Annotated in this window: 13 protein-coding genes; 11 read left to right on the plus strand and 2 right to left on the minus strand. The window is 50.1% G+C overall.

From position 1 onward, the window contains the following. Window positions 1-111 precede the first annotated feature (111 nt). Together otsB and otsA are read left to right on the plus strand one after the other, a co-directional pair. Window positions 112-915, plus strand: coding sequence for a trehalose-phosphatase (gene otsB / locus HV041_RS06470; RefSeq protein WP_182294109.1), 804 nt, complete (start codon window positions 112-114; stop codon window positions 913-915). Further along, window positions 890-2,311, plus strand: a complete 1,422-nt coding sequence (otsA, locus tag HV041_RS06475) for an alpha,alpha-trehalose-phosphate synthase (protein ID WP_121584759.1) — start codon at window positions 890-892, stop codon at window positions 2,309-2,311. The genes otsB and otsA overlap by 26 nt, the downstream gene beginning before the upstream one ends. On the opposite strand, the gene uspC is transcribed toward otsA, so the two are convergent. Beyond that, entirely contained in the window at window positions 2,312-2,740 is a 429-nt protein-coding gene (uspC, locus tag HV041_RS06480) for a universal stress protein UspC (RefSeq protein ID WP_048211346.1), read from the minus strand. A gap of 794 nt (window positions 2,741-3,534) precedes the next feature. Between uspC and flhD the strand changes: the two genes are divergently transcribed. From flhD to HV041_RS06515, 7 genes are all read left to right on the plus strand, one after another. Then, window positions 3,535-3,876, plus strand: coding sequence for a flagellar transcriptional regulator FlhD (gene flhD, locus HV041_RS06485; protein ID WP_040232414.1), 342 nt, complete (start codon window positions 3,535-3,537; stop codon window positions 3,874-3,876). Between the two features lie 2 nt (window positions 3,877-3,878). Next, on the plus strand, window positions 3,879-4,457 hold the full coding sequence (gene flhC / locus HV041_RS06490; RefSeq protein WP_005127694.1) for a flagellar transcriptional regulator FlhC: 579 nt from the start codon (window positions 3,879-3,881) through the stop codon (window positions 4,455-4,457). A 124-nt stretch (window positions 4,458-4,581) separates the two neighbouring features. Next, entirely contained in the window at window positions 4,582-5,469 is an 888-nt protein-coding gene (gene motA, locus HV041_RS06495; protein ID WP_032939611.1) for a flagellar motor stator protein MotA, read from the plus strand. Next, entirely contained in the window at window positions 5,466-6,395 is a 930-nt protein-coding gene (gene motB / locus HV041_RS06500) for a flagellar motor protein MotB (RefSeq protein ID WP_121584758.1), read from the plus strand. Before motA ends, motB begins: the two co-directional genes overlap by 4 nt. Before the next feature lie 4 nt (window positions 6,396-6,399). Continuing rightward, window positions 6,400-8,445, plus strand: a complete 2,046-nt coding sequence (gene cheA / locus HV041_RS06505) for a chemotaxis protein CheA (protein WP_101742211.1) — start codon at window positions 6,400-6,402, stop codon at window positions 8,443-8,445. Window positions 8,446-8,466: 21 nt separating this feature from the next. Continuing rightward, window positions 8,467-8,970: a chemotaxis protein CheW gene (cheW, locus tag HV041_RS06510; RefSeq protein WP_182294110.1), complete on the plus strand. Its 504-nt coding sequence runs from the start codon at window positions 8,467-8,469 to the stop codon at window positions 8,968-8,970. A gap of 352 nt (window positions 8,971-9,322) precedes the next feature. Beyond that, window positions 9,323-12,850 (plus strand): autotransporter outer membrane beta-barrel domain-containing protein, encoded by a 3,528-nt coding sequence (locus tag HV041_RS06515; RefSeq protein ID WP_121584757.1) that lies wholly within the window; start codon window positions 9,323-9,325, stop codon window positions 12,848-12,850. 109 nt (window positions 12,851-12,959) lie between these two features. Here the strand turns inward: HV041_RS06515 and HV041_RS06520 are convergent, their stop codons facing one another. Next, the gene (locus tag HV041_RS06520) at window positions 12,960-14,231 is read right to left on the minus strand and encodes a dicarboxylate/amino acid:cation symporter (protein WP_121584756.1); all 1,272 of its coding nucleotides are present in this window, start codon (window positions 14,229-14,231) and stop codon (window positions 12,960-12,962) included. 407 nt (window positions 14,232-14,638) lie between these two features. Here HV041_RS06520 and tar point away from each other — a divergent pair, with 407 nt between their 5' ends. Then, a complete protein-coding gene (gene tar, locus HV041_RS06525; RefSeq protein ID WP_121584755.1) occupies window positions 14,639-16,300 on the plus strand; it encodes a methyl-accepting chemotaxis protein II in 1,662 nt (553 codons plus the stop codon). Between the two features lie 43 nt (window positions 16,301-16,343). Next, window positions 16,344-17,945 carry a methyl-accepting chemotaxis protein IV gene (gene tap / locus HV041_RS06530; protein WP_040232411.1) on the plus strand — a complete coding sequence of 534 codons (1,602 nt, stop codon included), beginning with the start codon at window positions 16,344-16,346 and terminating at the stop codon, window positions 17,943-17,945. Window positions 17,946-17,950: the final 5 nt, after the last annotated feature.

A 17,950-nucleotide genomic window follows, 5' to 3' on the forward strand; every position in this document is an offset into this window, starting at 1 on the left:
TGTTTTTCTAAATGGCGAGCACGGTCACACTGTCTATACTTATACCCGTCATACATCCTATATACGGCGCGATCCGCGCGGCGTACAGACCATGACGAGGAGGAGAATCGGGTGACAGCATCGCTAACCTTACCCCCTGAGCATCCCACAAACTGTGCTTATTTTTTCGATCTCGATGGAACACTGGCTGAAATCAAACCGCATCCTGACCAGGTTGTTGTTCCACAGACAATTCTGCAGTTATTACATCGCCTGGCCACGCAAAATGCGGGTGCTCTGGCATTGATTTCAGGGCGCTCAATGGCCGAGCTTGACGCACTCACCACCCCGTATCGTTTCCCGCTTGCCGGGGTACATGGGGCAGAACGCCGTGACATCAATGGTCAAACCCATATTGTGCATCTACCTGCGGCGGTCGAGCGCGAAGCGGGGGCGTTATTGCATGCGGCGCTGGCGACGTTACCGGGGACAACGCTTGAAACAAAAGGCATGGCTTTCGCTCTGCACTACCGGCAAGCGCCTGAGCATGAGGCCGCGCTGCTGGCGTTGGCTGAACGTATTACCCATATCTGGCCGCAACTGGCATTGCAGCCCGGGAAGTGTGTTGTGGAAATCAAATCACAGGACACTAATAAAGGAGACGCAATTGCGGCATTTATGCAGGAAGTGCCGTTTGTCGGACGGACCCCTGTTTTTGTTGGTGATGATCTGACCGATGAAACAGGTTTTGCTGTGGTCAATCGCGCTGGCGGTATCTCGGTAAAAGTGGGAAGTGGGGAAACTCAGGCGACATGGCGTCTGGCTGCTGTCAGGGACGTCTGGCATTGGCTGGAACACATCAACTGTCCGCAGCAGGAACAAGACGCAACGAATGACAGGAGAGGTGGCTATGAGTCGTTTAGTCGTAGTATCTAACCGCATTGCCTCACCGGATGACAAAGGCAGCGCTGGCGGTCTTGCGGTAGGTGTGCTGGGCGCGCTGAAGGCGGCTGGCGGCCTGTGGTTCGGCTGGAGCGGTGATACAGGTAATGAGGAGCAACCGTTAAAAAAGGTTACCCGTGGCAACATCACCTGGGCATCGTTTAATCTGAGTGAACAGGATTACGAAGAGTATTACTGCCAGTTTTCCAATGCCGTGTTATGGCCTGCGTTCCATTATCGACTGGACCTGGTACAGTTTCAGCGTAGTGCCTGGGAAGGCTACCAGCGGGTGAATGCCTTACTGGTTGATAAACTGCTGCCACTGCTTAGCGATGACGATATCATCTGGGTTCACGATTATCACTTGTTACCCTTTGCCTGTGAGCTACGCAAACGTGGTGTGAATAATCGCATCGGTTTTTTTCTGCATATTCCTTTTCCGACACCCGAAATTTTCAATGCGTTGCCGCCACATCAGGCGTTGCTTGAGCAACTGTGCGACTTTGATTTATTGGGCTTTCAAACCGACAACGATCGCCAGGCCTTTCTTGACTGCCTGACGGCGCAAACTCAGGTAACTACGCCCCGCGAGAAACAGCATCTGGCCTGGGGAAAAGCGTTTCGCACGGAAGTTTATCCTATTGGTATTGCACCTGAGGAGATTGCACGGCAAGCATCAGGACCGCTACCGCCGAAACTGGCGCAGTTAAAAGCAGAACTTAAAAATGTGAAAAATATCTTCTCTGTTGAGCGGCTGGATTACTCCAAAGGCCTGCCGGAGCGCTTTCAGGCCTACGAGGCGCTGTTGGAACAGTTTCCCCAGCATCACGGTAAGATTCGTTATACGCAGATAGCACCGACTTCGCGTGAGGAGGTACAGGCTTATCAGGATATTCGTCACCAGTTAGAGACCGAGGCCGGGCGGATCAATGGTAAATACGGGCAACTGGGCTGGACGCCGCTGTACTACCTGAATCAGTATTTTGACCGTAAATTACTGATGAAGGTCTTCCGTTACTCAGATGTTGGACTGGTGACGCCACTACGCGATGGCATGAATCTGGTGGCAAAGGAGTATGTCGCCGCACAGGACCCTGCCAACCCCGGCGTCCTGGTGCTCTCGCAGTTTGCCGGGGCTGCGAATGAGTTGACTTCTGCACTCATTGTAAACCCTTATGATCGGGATGATGTTGCAGGCGCATTAAACCAGGCTCTGACGATGTCGCTTGCCGAGCGCATTTCCCGTCATGCGGCAATGCTGCAGACCATCGTTAAAAATGATATCAACAACTGGCAGGCGCGATTTATTTGCGATCTGAAGAACGTCGCATCGCGTCATATAGAAAACCTGTCGCCTGACCCGCAGACAGCCTGCAGCAAACAGGCGTGATTAATCGCCGGCAAGCGGTACCAGCAACACATCAACCTGGCTTGCGCTGACCACGCTTTTCGCTGAGCAGGAGGCTCGCGAAAAGAAACTGTGGTTATGGTTGCCATAAATCACCAGATCAACCGCGTGTTTGCGGCATACATCCAGAATGTGTTCGTTCAATGTCCCATAGGTAATAAACGTGTGCTCAATGGGGTACTGCGCCTCTTTGCTTAACTGATCGATAAAATTATGGGTCTCTTCTTGCATGACTTCCCGCAGATCTTCCAGCATTGGAGCAGCAAACTGGTTATACAGTTCGGGATCTGAAACCAGGGTTATCAGACTAATGCGGGCGTTGACAGGGCGAGCGATTGAAACAGCCTTTGCTAACAGTTGGTGACTTTCGGGGGTGGCGGCAACAGCGACAAGAATGTGCGCATAGCTCATAACTCGCTCCTTTTGTTCATGAATTATGAGAGAACTTTTCAGTTTTGATCGTATAACGCCATACTGCTACGTTTCGTACGGTAATTGTGTGAATGTCATCATGATTATTCATTAATTATTCTTATAAATAGAATAATCACTTCATATAAGCTGCAAATCTGTTCGGATGATTTAAGTTAAACTCATCTCTAATAAAAACAATTTGTTAATAAAAAGTATACATCAATTAACATTTAAACGGTTATCACAGCCCGGTATTAATTAATCAGTCTTAATATTTAAGTCTTTGTTTATAAAGAGTTTAACTGAAATGTCATTTCATATTAAATCTGTGATCCAGCTCGCTATTTCTGCGCGTGATATTAACGTTCGTAAACAGAATACTATTCGCTTTTATTGCAAGATTATTCGTATGGCTGGAATCGAAAAAGATAATGGTGGTTTAAAAAATAGCCAAAATAAAAGCTGTGCTGATGGATTTATGTTAAGTGTTTAGCTTGATTATGTGATCTGCGTCACATATTCTTTAAATTCGCAGCATGGCTACGTTGTATGTGTAACGGGTGGCGGGTAGAGTTGCGTCGAATTAGGAAAAATCTTAGACATTTGTAAGAAATGATGTGAGCTTGTAAGGGACGCGGCATTCTACGAAAGGAATGTTTAGACAACGCGTAAGCGCCATCACGTTGCTATGTATTTGACCTTTTGCTTTTTTTTTACCGGGCCTTCCCGGCGACATCACGGGGTGCGGTTCTGCCGCATGAAAATAATGTTGGTTATTATGGATGCAAATAATGCATACATCCGAGTTGCTGAAACACATTTATGACATCAATTTGTCGTATTTATTGCTAGCACAGCGTTTGATCGTTCAGGACAAAGCGTCTGCAATGTTCCGCTTGGGTATCAGCGAGGAGATGGCAGATACATTGGCAACATTAACACTTCCTCAAATGGTCAAATTGGCTGAAACCAATCAACTGGTATGCCATTTCCGTTTCGACGATCATCAGACTGTAACGCGTTTGACGCAAGATTCCCGCGTTGACGATCTTCAGCAAATTCATACCGGTATTATGCTTTCAACACGCCTGCTTAACGACATCGATGACGCAGCGCGTAAGAAAAGGGCTTGATGATGAGCGAAAAAAGCATTGTTCAGGAAGCGCGTGATATCCAGTTAGCGATGGAATTAATCACATTGGGCGCCCGTTTGCAAATGCTGGAAAGCGAAACGCAATTAAGCCGTGGCCGACTCATCAAGCTGTACAAAGAATTACGCGGTAGTCCTCCGCCAAAAGGGATGCTTCCGTTTTCCACCGACTGGTTTATGACGTGGGAACAAAATATTCATGCATCGATGTTTTGTAATGCATGGCAATTTCTGCTTAAAACCGGTTTGTGCAGCGGCGTGGATGCCGTGATTAAAGCGTATCGGTTATATCTTGAGCAGTGCCCGCAACCAGAAGAAGGGCCGTTGTTGGCGCTTACTCGTGCGTGGACCCTTGTCCGTTTTGTTGACAGTGGTTTGCTTGAATTGTCCGCCTGTAACTGCTGCGGCGGAAATTTTATTACCCACGCGCACCAACCCGCAGGTAGCTTTGCCTGCAGTTTATGTCAGCCGCCATCGCGAGCCGTAAAAAGACGTAAACTTTCCCAGAATGCTGCCGATATTATTCCACAACTGCTGGATGAACAGATCGAACAGGCTGTTTAACTGAAACGGTGTGGATAGACACTCCAGCAGCGGTAAGCGATTACCGCTGCTTTTTTTTGTCCTGACCATGAGTTAACTGCCCGACTGCGCATCCTGTCATAGTCAATTGCGAAAGGATGATGTCGTGCTTATCTTATTAGGTTACCTGGTTGTTATTGGTACAGTTTTCGGCGGTTACATGATGACCGGCGGACACCTTGGGGCACTCTATCAACCGGCTGAGCTGGTGATCATCGGTGGCGCAGGTATCGGGGCATTCATCGTTGGCAACAACGGAAAAGCCATCAAGGGGACGATGAAAGCGATCCCGATGCTTTTCCGTCGTTCAAAATACACCAAAGCGATGTATATGGATCTGCTGGCGCTGCTGTATCGCCTGATGGCCAAGTCACGTCAGCAGGGCATGTTTTCGCTTGAGCGCGATATCGAAAACCCCAAAGAGAGTGAAATCTTCGCCAGCTATCCACGCATTCTTGCGGATGCGGTGATGCTTGATTTTATTGTTGATTATCTGCGTCTGATTATCAGCGGCAACATGAACACGTTTGAAATTGAAGCGTTGATGGACGAAGAAATTGAGACTCACGAAAGTGAAGCTGAAGTCCCGGCCAATAGCCTGGCGATGGTCGGTGACTCATTACCGGCGTTCGGGATCGTGGCAGCCGTTATGGGGGTTGTTCACGCTCTGGCTTCTGCTGACCGTCCGGCGGCTGAACTGGGTTCATTGATTGCGCATGCGATGGTAGGGACATTCCTCGGGATTTTACTGGCCTATGGATTTATTTCCCCACTCGCCAGCGTCCTGCGACAGAAGAGTGCTGAAACCACCAAGATGATGCAGTGTGTGAAGATAACTCTGCTCTCCAATCTGAATGGCTACGCGCCACCGATTGCGGTCGAGTTTGGTCGTAAGACGCTCTATTCCAGCGAACGTCCTTCGTTCATCGAACTGGAAGAGCATGTTCGTGCGGTGAGGAATCCAGCAGCGCAGCAGACGACCGAGGACGCATGAAAAATCAGGCCCATCCCATTATCGTCGTAAAGCGACGCAAACATAAAAATCACGGTGGTGGGGCGCATGGTTCGTGGAAAATTGCCTACGCCGATTTTATGACCGCGATGATGGCCTTCTTTCTGGTGATGTGGCTTATTTCCATCTCCAGCCCTAAAGAACTGATTCAAATTGCCGAATATTTCCGTACTCCGCTGGCCACTGCGGTGACGGGCGGAAATCGGATCTCGAATAGCCAAAGTCCAATTCCTGGTGGGGGTGATGATTACACCCAGCAGCAGGGGGAAGTGAATAAGCAGCCCAACATTGATGATCTGAGAAAGCGCATGGAGCAAAGTCGCTTGAGCAAGCTACGTGGCGATCTTGATCAACTGATTGAATCCGATCCTAAGCTGCGTGCACTACGCCCACATCTGAAAATTGATTTGGTCCAGGAAGGGCTGCGGATACAGATTATCGACAGTCAGAACCGCCCGATGTTTAAAACCGGAAGCGCAGAGGTTGAACCTTACATGCGTGATATTTTGCGGGCGATTGCGCCGGTGCTGAATGGGATCCCAAACCGTATCAGTCTTTCTGGTCATACGGATGATTATCCCTATGCCAACGGTGAGAAGGGATATAGCAACTGGGAACTGTCTGCCGATCGCGCCAATGCCTCGCGTCGCGAGTTGGTCAGCGGCGGACTGGATGATGGAAAAGTATTACGGGTGGTAGGTATGGCCGCCACGATGCGTCTGAGCGATCGCGGTCCCGAGGACGCCATCAACCGCCGTATAAGCCTGCTGGTTCTGAATAAGCAGGCCGAAGAGGCCATTTTGCATGAAAACGCTGAAAGCCAGAATGAGCCGGTAAGTGTCTTACAACAGCCAGTGGCGATGCCGCCGGCAAACGTTCCCACATCGCCACCAGCCAATCCGAGGTGATAGCGTGAGCATGGATATTAGCGATTTTTATCAGACATTTTTTGATGAAGCTGACGAACTGTTGGCTGACATGGAGCAACACCTGCTGGATTTGGTGCCTGAAGCCCCGGACTCCGAACAGCTGAATGCCATTTTTCGTGCAGCGCACTCGATTAAAGGCGGGGCGGGCACTTTCGGCTTTACCATTTTGCAGGAAACGACCCATCTGATGGAAAACCTGCTGGATGAAGCGCGGCGTGGCGAGATGCAGCTCAATGCCGACATTATCAACCTGTTTTTGGAAACGAAAGATATTATGCAGGAACAGCTCGACGCCTATAAAAACTCAGAGGAGCCGGATGCCGCCAGCTTTGAGTACATTTGTAATGCGTTACGACAGTTAGCGCTCGAAGCAAAAGGTGAAACCGCGCCCGCGGTGGTCAATAGCGCCAAACTGAGCGTTGTTGATAGCACGGCGATACCAGACGAGGTGGTTGCACAAGCCGCCCCTGTCACTGAAGAGATCAAAAAGCGGATCATTCTCTCGCGCCTGAAAGCCAGTGAAGTCGATTTACTGGAAGAGGAACTGGGGAATCTGGCGACCTTAAGCGATGTGGTCAAAGGTGCCGATACGCTGTCGGCAACGATCGACGGTAGCCTCGCTGAAGATGACATTATTGCTGTGCTCTGCTTCGTCATTGAAGCGGATCAGATTGAGTTCGAAACTATCACTGTCGCGCCGACTGTTGCAGAAACGCCAGCTGTCGCGGATGTCGTCGAACCACAGCCGCTACCGGTTGCTGCGCCTGCGCCGGTGGTCAAAGCGACCGCCAACGAAGCGCCGCATGGACGGGCAGAGCGTGAGAAACCAGCCCGCGCCAGCGAGTCGACCAGCATCCGCGTGGCGGTTGAGAAGGTCGATCAACTGATTAACCTGGTGGGTGAACTGGTCATCACACAGTCAATGCTGGCTCAGCGCTCTAATGAACTGGATCCCGTCAATCATGGCGATCTCATCACCAGCATGGGTCAGTTACAACGTAACGCCCGCGACTTACAAGAGTCGGTGATGTCGATTCGTATGATGCCAATGGAGTATGTGTTCAGCCGTTTCCCACGTCTGGTGCGCGATCTGGCCGGTAAGCTGGGTAAACAGGTCGAACTGACGCAGGTGGGGAGCTCAACCGAACTCGATAAGAGCCTGATTGAACGCATCATTGATCCATTGACGCACCTGGTACGTAACAGCCTCGATCACGGTATTGAATTGCCGGAAAAACGCATCGAATCCGGGAAAAGCCCGATTGGTAATCTGACACTTTCTGCCGAACACCAAGGCGGGAATATTTGTATCGAAGTGACTGATGATGGCGCGGGTCTGAACCGCGAACGTATCCTGGCGAAGGCTATTTCCCAGGGGATGCCGATCCACGAAAATATGAGCGATGACGAAGTCGGCATGCTGATCTTCGCCCCGGGATTCTCGACCGCCGAGCAGGTGACGGATGTTTCCGGGCGCGGTGTCGGTATGGATGTGGTGAAGCGAAATATCCAGGAGATGGGCGGTCATGTTGAGATCCAGTCAAAACAGGGTCAGGGCACAACCATCCGTATCTTACTGCCGCTGACGCTCGCTATCCTTGACGGCATGTCCGTTCGTGTAGCCGATGAAGTGTTTATCCTGCCGCTGAATGCGGTGATGGAATCTCTGCAACCTCGTGAAGAAGATCTCCATCCGCTGGCCGGCGGAGAGCGCGTTCTGGAAGTGCGTGGTGAGTATTTACCGCTGGTTGAGTTGTGGAAAGTCTTTGAAGTTGAAGGTGCAAAAACCGAAGCAACTCAGGGTATTGTAGTGATTTTACAAAGTGCAGGGCGTCGCTACGCGTTGCTGGTCGATCAGCTAATTGGTCAACACCAGGTGGTGGTAAAAAACCTGGAGAGCAACTACCGCAAAGTGCCAGGCATTTCCGCAGCAACGATCCTCGGCGACGGTAGCGTCGCGCTGATTGTCGATGTCTCTGCATTGCAGGGGTTAAACCGCGAACAACGTGTGGCAATCACAGCCGCCTGATTGAGTAAGAAAGGGAAGAATATGACCGGTATGAGTAATGTAACTAAACTGGCCGGCGAACCGTCAGGTCAGGAATTCCTCGTGTTTACGCTGGGGGATGAAGAGTACGGTATCGATATCCTGAAAGTGCAGGAAATCCGCGGCTACGATCAGGTTACGCGTATTGCCAATACGCCAGCCTTTATTAAAGGTGTGACTAACCTGCGCGGCGTGATTGTGCCGATTGTTGATCTGCGTGTGAAATTCAGCCAGAGCGATGTGGATTACAACGAGAACACCGTGGTGATTGTGCTGAATCTGGGACAACGGGTGGTTGGGATTGTCGTGGATGGCGTATCCGATGTGCTGTCGCTGACGACCGATCAAATCCGATCGGCACCGGAATTCGCGGTTACGCTGTCAACGGAATATCTGACGGGACTGGGCGCGTTGGGAGACCGGATGCTGATTCTGGTTAACATTGAGAAATTGCTGAACAGCGAAGAGATGGCGCTATTGGATATCGCGGCTTCGCATATGGCATAAAAGTAGTCAATATTATCATTCTTTGTAATATTTAGCTGGCAGTTATTAAACGCCCTCCACAATATGGAGGGCGTTTTGCTTTTAATTTTATGTGTAGGGAAGCCAGGTAATAATGGTTGTTTTATTTTGATTTTGAATGTTTATATTTATCTTATTCACTTGGTTTATTTTTATTTTTTTCTTTAATTAAAACTGGCGAATCTTTATAGTATCTGTCGTTTGCGGGTACATATAATATAATCTACAAGTGCAATATATAAATAATTTATCTTTTAGAATGATTTATATTGCTAATGAATATGTAATGAAGTTGTGCCTCCTGATTTTTCTATTGGCGTAGAGGGAACTAAATGTGAATGCTATATATAATATAGTCTGGAGTACGGCGCGTAATATGTTTGTGGTCGCTGGTGAGTTTTCCCGCGGTAATAATGGAATGCGTAATAGCATCAGGGTAACAGGTCTGGCAACATTAATATGCAGTGCTGCTGTCAATGCTGCCGGGTTAGGCCCACAAAACGGTGCATCAATTATTTTGAATGATAATGAAGTCGTTACGGCGAGTGGACAAACAAATACCACGGGTGTTGAGAGCATCACTACCGGCGGTGATGGCTTACAGATTAAAGGAAAAGCAACTATCAACGTATCGGGTGAAACTTTGTCTACCGGGGTTTCACTGGATAATGGCACCAAAAATGATTTAGGCACGAATACCGAAATCCATGTCGTCGATACGGATGGCACACAAAATTCAAGTAAAAATACCACCGGAATTTTGATTTCAGGTAATAACCTGGGTACAGAAGTAACAGCATCCGGTATTAATATTGATGTTTCGGGTAAAAATAATGTTTATGGATTTAAAAATATAGGCAAAGACAGTAACGTCGATCTTGGTAGTGGAAGTTCTATTACAGCCATAACTGAAACTGATTATAGTATTGGTGGGATAGGTGATGCCCGCGGTGTCTATTTATTAGGCGGTAGTGGTACTTTCACCATGGATAATGGTTTTATCCATGCTACAAGTATAGATAACACTGCGTGGGGGATTCAAAGTACGGGTAATGCTAAAATTGATTTAGGTAAAAATAGCCAGGTGGTTGTAGAGGGCAATAATATTGCAACCGGTATTGAGATAGGTACTGATGGCGTATTAGATGCCGATCAACTCACTGTCACTGCAACAGGACTGGCAACAGATTATGGTTCTGTGACAGGTTTAAAGCTGGGTAAAAATAATCATGTTGATTTGGGAGATAACAGCAGAGTAACCATCAATGGTGCCTCCGATCTTGCTGAAGGCATCTACGTTATGGGGCCCGATGCTACGTTAATCGCCAATAATATGGATATTAATATCAGTACGACTCTGGATTGCCGTACAGGGGGGTGTACCACGCGTGGCATCGCTATTAATGGGGCCGGATCACGCATTGATTTGGGCAGCGGATCGACCATCTCAATCACCGGGTTCTATGATGGGGCTGGAGTAACGATAAACCCCGCGGCAAAAGGTTCTGAATTTATTGCTGATAATCTGACGATTGATGTAACTGGGTCTCAGGTAAATGCAATATCAATGAACACAGGTTTTATGGATTTAGGCCAAAACAGCATCATAAGCGCAACCGGAGGGGCGACGACCCTCTGGGTGACGGGGGGCGAATTCCACGCGGATGCGCTTACCGTCAACACCGCTCAGTCTGTGGGCATCATTGCGCAGGGGGGCGATGTGATGATTGGCGCAGGCAGCGTTGTTGACGGCAGAAGTTCTGCCATGTCGGGCTCTGCGACCAGCGGTATCGCTGCGGCCTCCGGGAGCACTCTTGATTTTAAAGGGGATGCCGACAATCGAAATGTTATTTACGCGATCGATGGTTATGGCGTGTCATCCCAGTTCTACGGTGCAACGGTTAATATCGCAAATACCGATATTATCATGAGTGGGCAGAATAACCCTTACGGGCTTTGGGCGATAGGAAGTGATGATTTAAGCCGTCCGGGGATAATTAATGGTGAAAACCTGACCATTGATGTGACAGCGAGTGGGGAAAATGGTTATGGCGCGGTAGTTTGGAGGGGCGGGGTAATATCGCTGGCCGGTGACACCACCATTAAAACCCAGGATGGGGTCGCTATTTTTGTGCCGGTTGTTACCGACAGTGCGGGAAATCTCTTACCCGGCGGGACCGTGACCGGTTCAGGTGTAATGGATATTACGGGCGATATCATTAGCGCGGGTGAAGGCAGTATTTCACTGGATATGGCGTCTGGTTCGCGGTTGGTGGGGGCGACGTTTGTTAACACCGATCCGACGGTAGACTCCTCGCTGAATCTCTCACTGGCTGAACAGACGCAATGGACAATTACCGGTGATTCTTCTTTAACTCAATTAGATAATGCCGGAGATATTGTATTTGATACGCCTTCACAGAACGGACAATTTAAAACGCTGACGATTAATGGGAATTATCATGGCGATAACAGTCATCTTTATCTGAACACGCAGTTAGGGGATGACAATTCACCGACGGATAAAGTGATTATCACTGGTGATACTTCCGGTAGTACGACGCTGTATGTCAATAACATCGGCGGGGAAGGGGCGTTAACAACAAAAGGTATTGAAGTGATTGATGTCGGCGGTCAGTCTGATGGCGTTTTTACCCAGGGTAATCAGGTGCAGACAGGTTTGTATGAATACCGATTGTATGAAGACGGCGGTGACTGGTATTTGCGTTCGCAGGCTGTCACGCCGGTAGATCCTGATGACGGCGACGATGTTACGCCGGTGGACCCGGACGATGGTGGTGATGTTACGCCGGTAGACCCGGATGATGGTGGTGATGTTACACCAGTGGATCCGGATGATGGTGGTGATGTTACGCCAGTGGACCCGGACGATGGTGGGGATAGTAAACCGGTGGATCCGCAATATCGGGCTGATATTGGCGCTTATCTGGGCAACCAGTGGATGGTGCGTAATCTGCAAATGCAGACCCTTTATGACCGCGAAGGGAGTCAATTACGTACCGATGATGGCAGTATGTGGATGCGCTTTAAAGCAGGTGATGCGTCGTCAACCGCTGCAGACGGTCATGTGGATATTGACAACACTTACTCGCAACTGCAAATCGGTGGTGATGTGCTTAGCTGGGGTAATGGCGAGCAGAGCCTGAAGGCGGGAGTGATGGTGAGTTACATTAACGCCGACACGGACAGTACAGGCAACTGTGGTGCTGATGGGAGCCGCTTCTCTGCCAGTGGTAACGTAGCCGGTTATAATCTTGGCGCTTATGCTACCTGGTTTGCGGATGCGAAGAATCACAGCGGCCTGTATGTGGACAGTTGGTATCAGTACGGGCTCTACAATAACAGCGTCGATAACGGCGATGTCGGGTCAACGGATTATGATTCAACGGCCAGCGCGGTCTCTGTGGAAACGGGCTATCGGTACGACATCATACTTGCAAACCAAAATGTCGTCAGCCTGACGCCGCAGGCTCAGGCAACATGGCAGCAATTTAAAGCGGACGCTGTCGTCCAGAATGGAACGCGTATTGATGGACAAAACGGGGACAGCTGGACCACACGCCTGGGGCTGCGGATAGAGGGCAAGCTGCACAAGAATACCACGTCGGTGCTCCAGCCGTTTGCGGAGGTGAACTGGTTACACACCAGTGATGATGTTGCCGTAGCATTTGATGGTGCTCAGGTGAAGCAGGATCTTCCGGCAGATCGCGCCGAGGTGAAAGTGGGTATCCAGGCGAATCTGAATAGCCAGTGGAGCATCACTGGACAAGTGGCGGGTCAAAAAGGACGTAATGACTATGGCGATCTCAGCGGTAGTTTGCGCGTTCGTTACAGCTGGTAATTGATGTAAATTATCATCCTTGCGTGGTTGAAATACCCCAGTCTATGGCTGGGGTAATCTTTGTTGATGTGCTGCTCTTGTTTACTTAGCTCGTTCTTGTCTTAAAAAGTTAAGCCTTAATTTGCTCTGTGATGTCTTCTGAAGACTCGCTTTCTTCCAGTAAGCCTTCATCCTGTGCCAGCATCGCCGTTGCAATCCCATTACCCAATACGTTGATCGCCGAGCGCCCCATATCAAGGAAATGGTCGATACCCATCAGTAACAAAATTCCTGCAACCGGAATATTAAAGCTTGGGATGGTTGCCGCCAGCACCACCAGCGCAGAACGCGGCACACCGGCAATCCCTTTGGACGCCAGCATCAGGGTCAACATCAGCACGGTAATTTCCGCGAAGGAAAGGTGGATATTATAAGCCTGTGCGATAAACATGGAGGCGAACGAGCAGTAGACCATGGAACCCACCAGGTTAAACGAGTAACCGATAGGCAGTACAAATGACACGATATTGGGTGAGCAACCAAATTTGGTTAATTGCTCCAGCGTTTTCGGATAAGCGGCTTCGGAGCTGCTGGTGGTGAAGGCGACCAGAACCGGGTCTTTCAGCATGCTGACCAGGCGGAATACCTCTTTTTTCAGCATCATATAACCCACGGCCAGCAGGACCAGACAGGTCAGCAAAATCGCCACATAATAACCACCAATGAACGACGCGTAGTTGAGCAGGATCCCCAGACCCTGGGTAGAGATAACGGAAGAGATGGCGGCAAAAATAGCCAGCGGCGCAACATACATCACGTAGCCGGTCACCTTCAGCATAATGTGGGAGACCACATCCAGCGCGGCAACCAGCGGGGCGTTAAATTTTTCGCCGAGCGAAGCACCACCGATTCCAAAGAACATAGAGAACACGACGATTTGCAGGATCTCATTATTCGCCATCGCTTCGGCGATGCTGGTGGGAATGGTATGCGTCAGAAAACCTTTCAGGCTCATACCACCGACGGCAAGGCCAGTATCAGTGGCTTCCAGCGGGATCGCCAGGTTCAGGCCGCTGCCAGGTTGTTCGAGAGAGACCACAAACAGACCGACCAGAATAGACAGAATAGACGAGCTAATAAACCAGATCATCGCTTTGCCGCCCACGCGCCCGATAGTTGAGGTTTCGCCCAGGCGCATAATACCCACGGTCAGGGTACTGAATACTAAAGGCGCAATCACCATCTTAATCAGGCGCAAAAAGATGTCGGTGAGCAGCGTAATATTATCGGCCCAGGCGGTAACGACGCCGGGGGAGGCATAAGAGTGGATCACCGCACCCGACAGGATCCCCGCCAGCATGAAGATCACAATAAACAACGTGAGTTTGTTTGCATTTGCCACTAAAAAGCCCTCAGTAAGGATGTAACATTTATTGTTCGGTTACTCATTTTTTATACTTATTAAGTGGTAACGAAGTATTCATCATATAAATTGGATTAAAGCGTAAACAGATACAACTTTTTTTAATTTTTTATCCATTTTGTTGTGGTATTTGATGAGTGATTATGTGATCGGTGTCACAAGATAATGGAGCGGGGAAGACAAATAGCGACAAAATCAGGCAAGTTTAAAATGTTATTTGCATGATAATTATGATGTTTTTATGTAAATGCGTTGTGGTTTCTGTGCCTCCGGTTTTCCCTCCTCCCAACGGGCCTTGCTTTCCTGATGGATTTCCTTTTTGCAAACGTAAAGTTATCTCAGTGCATGCCGATAATGTTGATAACTCGTTTTCAGGAAGGTGCCTTATGTTTAACCGTATCCGCGTTGTCACAATGCTGATGATGGTGCTGGGGGTTTTCGCACTGCTACAGCTTGTTTCCGGTGGTCTGTTGTTTTCTTCATTGCAGCAGAATCAGCAAAGTTTTGTTATTTCTAACGATCTTCGACAGCAGCAAAGCGAACTCACTTCAACATGGGATCTGATGCTGCAAACACGCATCAATTTGAGTCGTTCCTCTGCGCGCATGATGATGGATGCGTCCAACCAGCAAAGCAGCGCGAAAAATGATCTGCTGAAGAATGCGAAAGCGTCGTTGGCGCAAGCCGAAGCGCATTACGCTAATTTCAAAAAAATCACGCCGTTGCCTGATATGACGGATGCCAGCGGTAACGTCGATGAAAAATATCAGCAGTACCATGCGGCCCTGGTGGAGCTCGTCCAGTTCCTTGAAAACGGCAACATGGATGCATATTTCGCACAGCCAACTCAGGGTATGCAAAATGCCCTCGGCGCAGCGTTAGGTAAATATGCCGATGTTAGCGAGAAACTCTACCGCCAGGCCTTTGATCAAAGCGCAAGCGATTACCATTTTGCTCAATGGCAACTTGGCATTCTGGCTGTCGTGCTGGTACTGATTCTGGTGGTGGTGTGGTATGGCATTCGTCATGCCTTGCTAAACCCTTTGTCTCGCGTCATTGCGCATATCCGTGAAATTGCCAGCGGTAACTTAACCGCAACTCTGGCGGTCAGCGGTCGTAATGAAATTGGCGAGCTGGCCAGCACGGTCGATCATATGCAGCGTTCGCTAACCGAAACGGTAACCCTGGTGCGCGAAGGTTCGGATGCGATTTATTCCGGTACCAGTGAAATTGCCAGCGGTAACACCGATCTTTCATCCCGTACTGAACAACAGGCTTCCGCACTGGAAGAAACAGCAGCCAGCATGGAACAGCTGACGGCTACCGTGAAGCAAAATGCGGACAATGCGCGTCAGGCTTCTCAACTGGCGAAAAGCGCCTCCGATACCGCGCAACATGGCGGCAAAGTGGTCGATAGCGTGGTGAATACCATGCACGAAATCGCCGATAGTTCGAAGAAAATTGCCGACATTATTAGCGTTATTGATGGCATTGCATTCCAGACAAACATTCTTGCGCTGAATGCGGCGGTAGAAGCTGCGCGTGCCGGTGAACAAGGCCGTGGTTTTGCCGTCGTTGCCGGTGAAGTGCGTAACCTGGCGAGCCGCAGTGCGCAGGCAGCAAAAGAGATTAAAGCGCTAATTGAAGATTCTGTATCGCGGGTTGATACCGGTTCTGTATTGGTAGAAAGCGCCGGGGAAACCATGCATGACATCGTTAATGCGGTCACGCGTGTGACCGACATCATGGGGGAAATCGCCTCGGCATCCGATGAACAAAGTCGAGGGATAGATCAGGTTGCGCTCGCTGTGTCTGAAATGGACCGGGTTACGCAACAAAACGCCTCGTTGGTGCAGGAGTCGGCCGCTGCCGCTGCCGCACTCGAGGAGCAGGCCAGTCGCCTGACCCAGTCGGTGTCGACATTCCGCCTCGCGTCACGTCCTGCATCATCAAAGATGCGAGATACACGACTACCTGCAACAGCGACTCCGGCGTCACAACCGCGCCAGCTAGCCACCGAACAAGATACGCATTGGGAAACATTTTGACTGACAGCTAAACCGCGGCCTGCGCCGCCTGATGGGAGCGTTGATGTTTAATCGTATGCGAATTTCGACCACGCTGTTTTTGATTTTAATCCTCTGCGGCGTTTTGCAGATTGGCAGTAATGGCTTGTCCTTCTGGGCATTTCGGGATGGTTTTCAGAACCTGAACCAGGTCGAACAGAGTAATCAGCAACGCGCTGCGCTGGCGCAAACCCGCGCTGTGTTATTACAGGCCAGTACTGCACTTAATAAAGCAGGCACGCTGACGGCGCTGAGCTATCCGCCAGAGGATATCAAAGCGCTGATGACGATTGCACAGGACAGCCTGGCCCAGTCCGAATCGATATTTAAACGCTTTATGGCGACGACAGAGACGGCAGAAGAGGGGAAGGCGCTGCAAAGCGCAACCGAGAAAAGCTTCAGTCAATGGCATAGCGATCTGGTTCACCAGGCAACCTGGCTGGAAAATAATCAGCTGTCAGATTTTTTGACCGCCCCGGTACAGGCTTCACAGGATGCCTTTGATGCAAACTTTACGGCGTGGCAAAACAACATCAACCAGGTATTGCAAAAAGCAGAGGATCACAGCCAGCGTAGTTACCATATGTCCGGGGTGATTTTCGCCACCATGCTGGTACTGGCGGCGCTATTAACGACCGCAGCGCTGTACTGGTCGCGCAAAATGATTGTACAGCCGCTGGCGATCATCGGTAGCCATTTCGACAGCATTGCGGCGGGTAATCTGGCGCGACCGATAGCGGTATATGGGCGCAATGAGATTTCAGCCATTTTTGCCAGCCTGAAAGCGATGCAACAGGCACTGCGTGAGACGGTCAGTGAGGTACGCCAGGGGAGCTCGGCAATGCATACCGGGATCTCGGAAATCGCGATGGGTAATAACGACCTGTCCTCGCGAACTGAACAGCAGGCGGCATCGCTGGCGCAAACGGCAGCCAGTATGGAACAGCTTACCGCCACCGTGGGGCAAAATGCGGATAACGCGCGACAAGCCTCAGGCATTGCCAAAAGTGCGGCTGACACGGCGCATAAAGGAGGGGAACAGACGGCTAAGGTTGCCAGCACTATGCATGAGATTTCTGCCAGCTCGCAGAAGATAGGTGACATCACCAGTGTGATTGACAGCATCGCCTTCCAGACCAACATCCTGGCGTTAAACGCCGCGGTGGAAGCTGCCCGTGCCGGTGAGCAGGGGCGCGGTTTCGCCGTGGTCGCCGGAGAGGTTCGCAATCTGGCAAGCCGTAGCGCACAGGCAGCGAAAGAAATTAAAGGACTGATCGAAGAGTCCGTCACCCGCGTTCACCAGGGATCGCAGCTGGTGGATATGGCGGCGCGCACGATGACAGAGATTGTTAGCTCGGTTACCCGGGTTAACGACATCATGGGGGAGATTGCCTCGGCCTCCGATGAACAACGCAAAGGCATTGAGCAGGTGGCGCAAGCCGTCAGCCAGATGGATTCTGTCACACAGCAGAACGCCGGGCTGGTGGAAGAAGCGGCAGCCGCCACTGAGCAGTTAGCTACCCAGGCAGATAATCTTTCCGCCTGTGTCGCGTTTTTTAAAATTGAAGAACAAACCGTAACACAACAAGAATTGGCGCAGCCGCAGGTTGTGCCCGTTGTATCCTGAATGTG

Origin of the sequence: Citrobacter sp. RHBSTW-00029 (genome assembly GCF_014104295.1) — a bacterium.
Lineage (GTDB): Bacteria > Pseudomonadota > Gammaproteobacteria > Enterobacterales > Enterobacteriaceae > Citrobacter > Citrobacter youngae.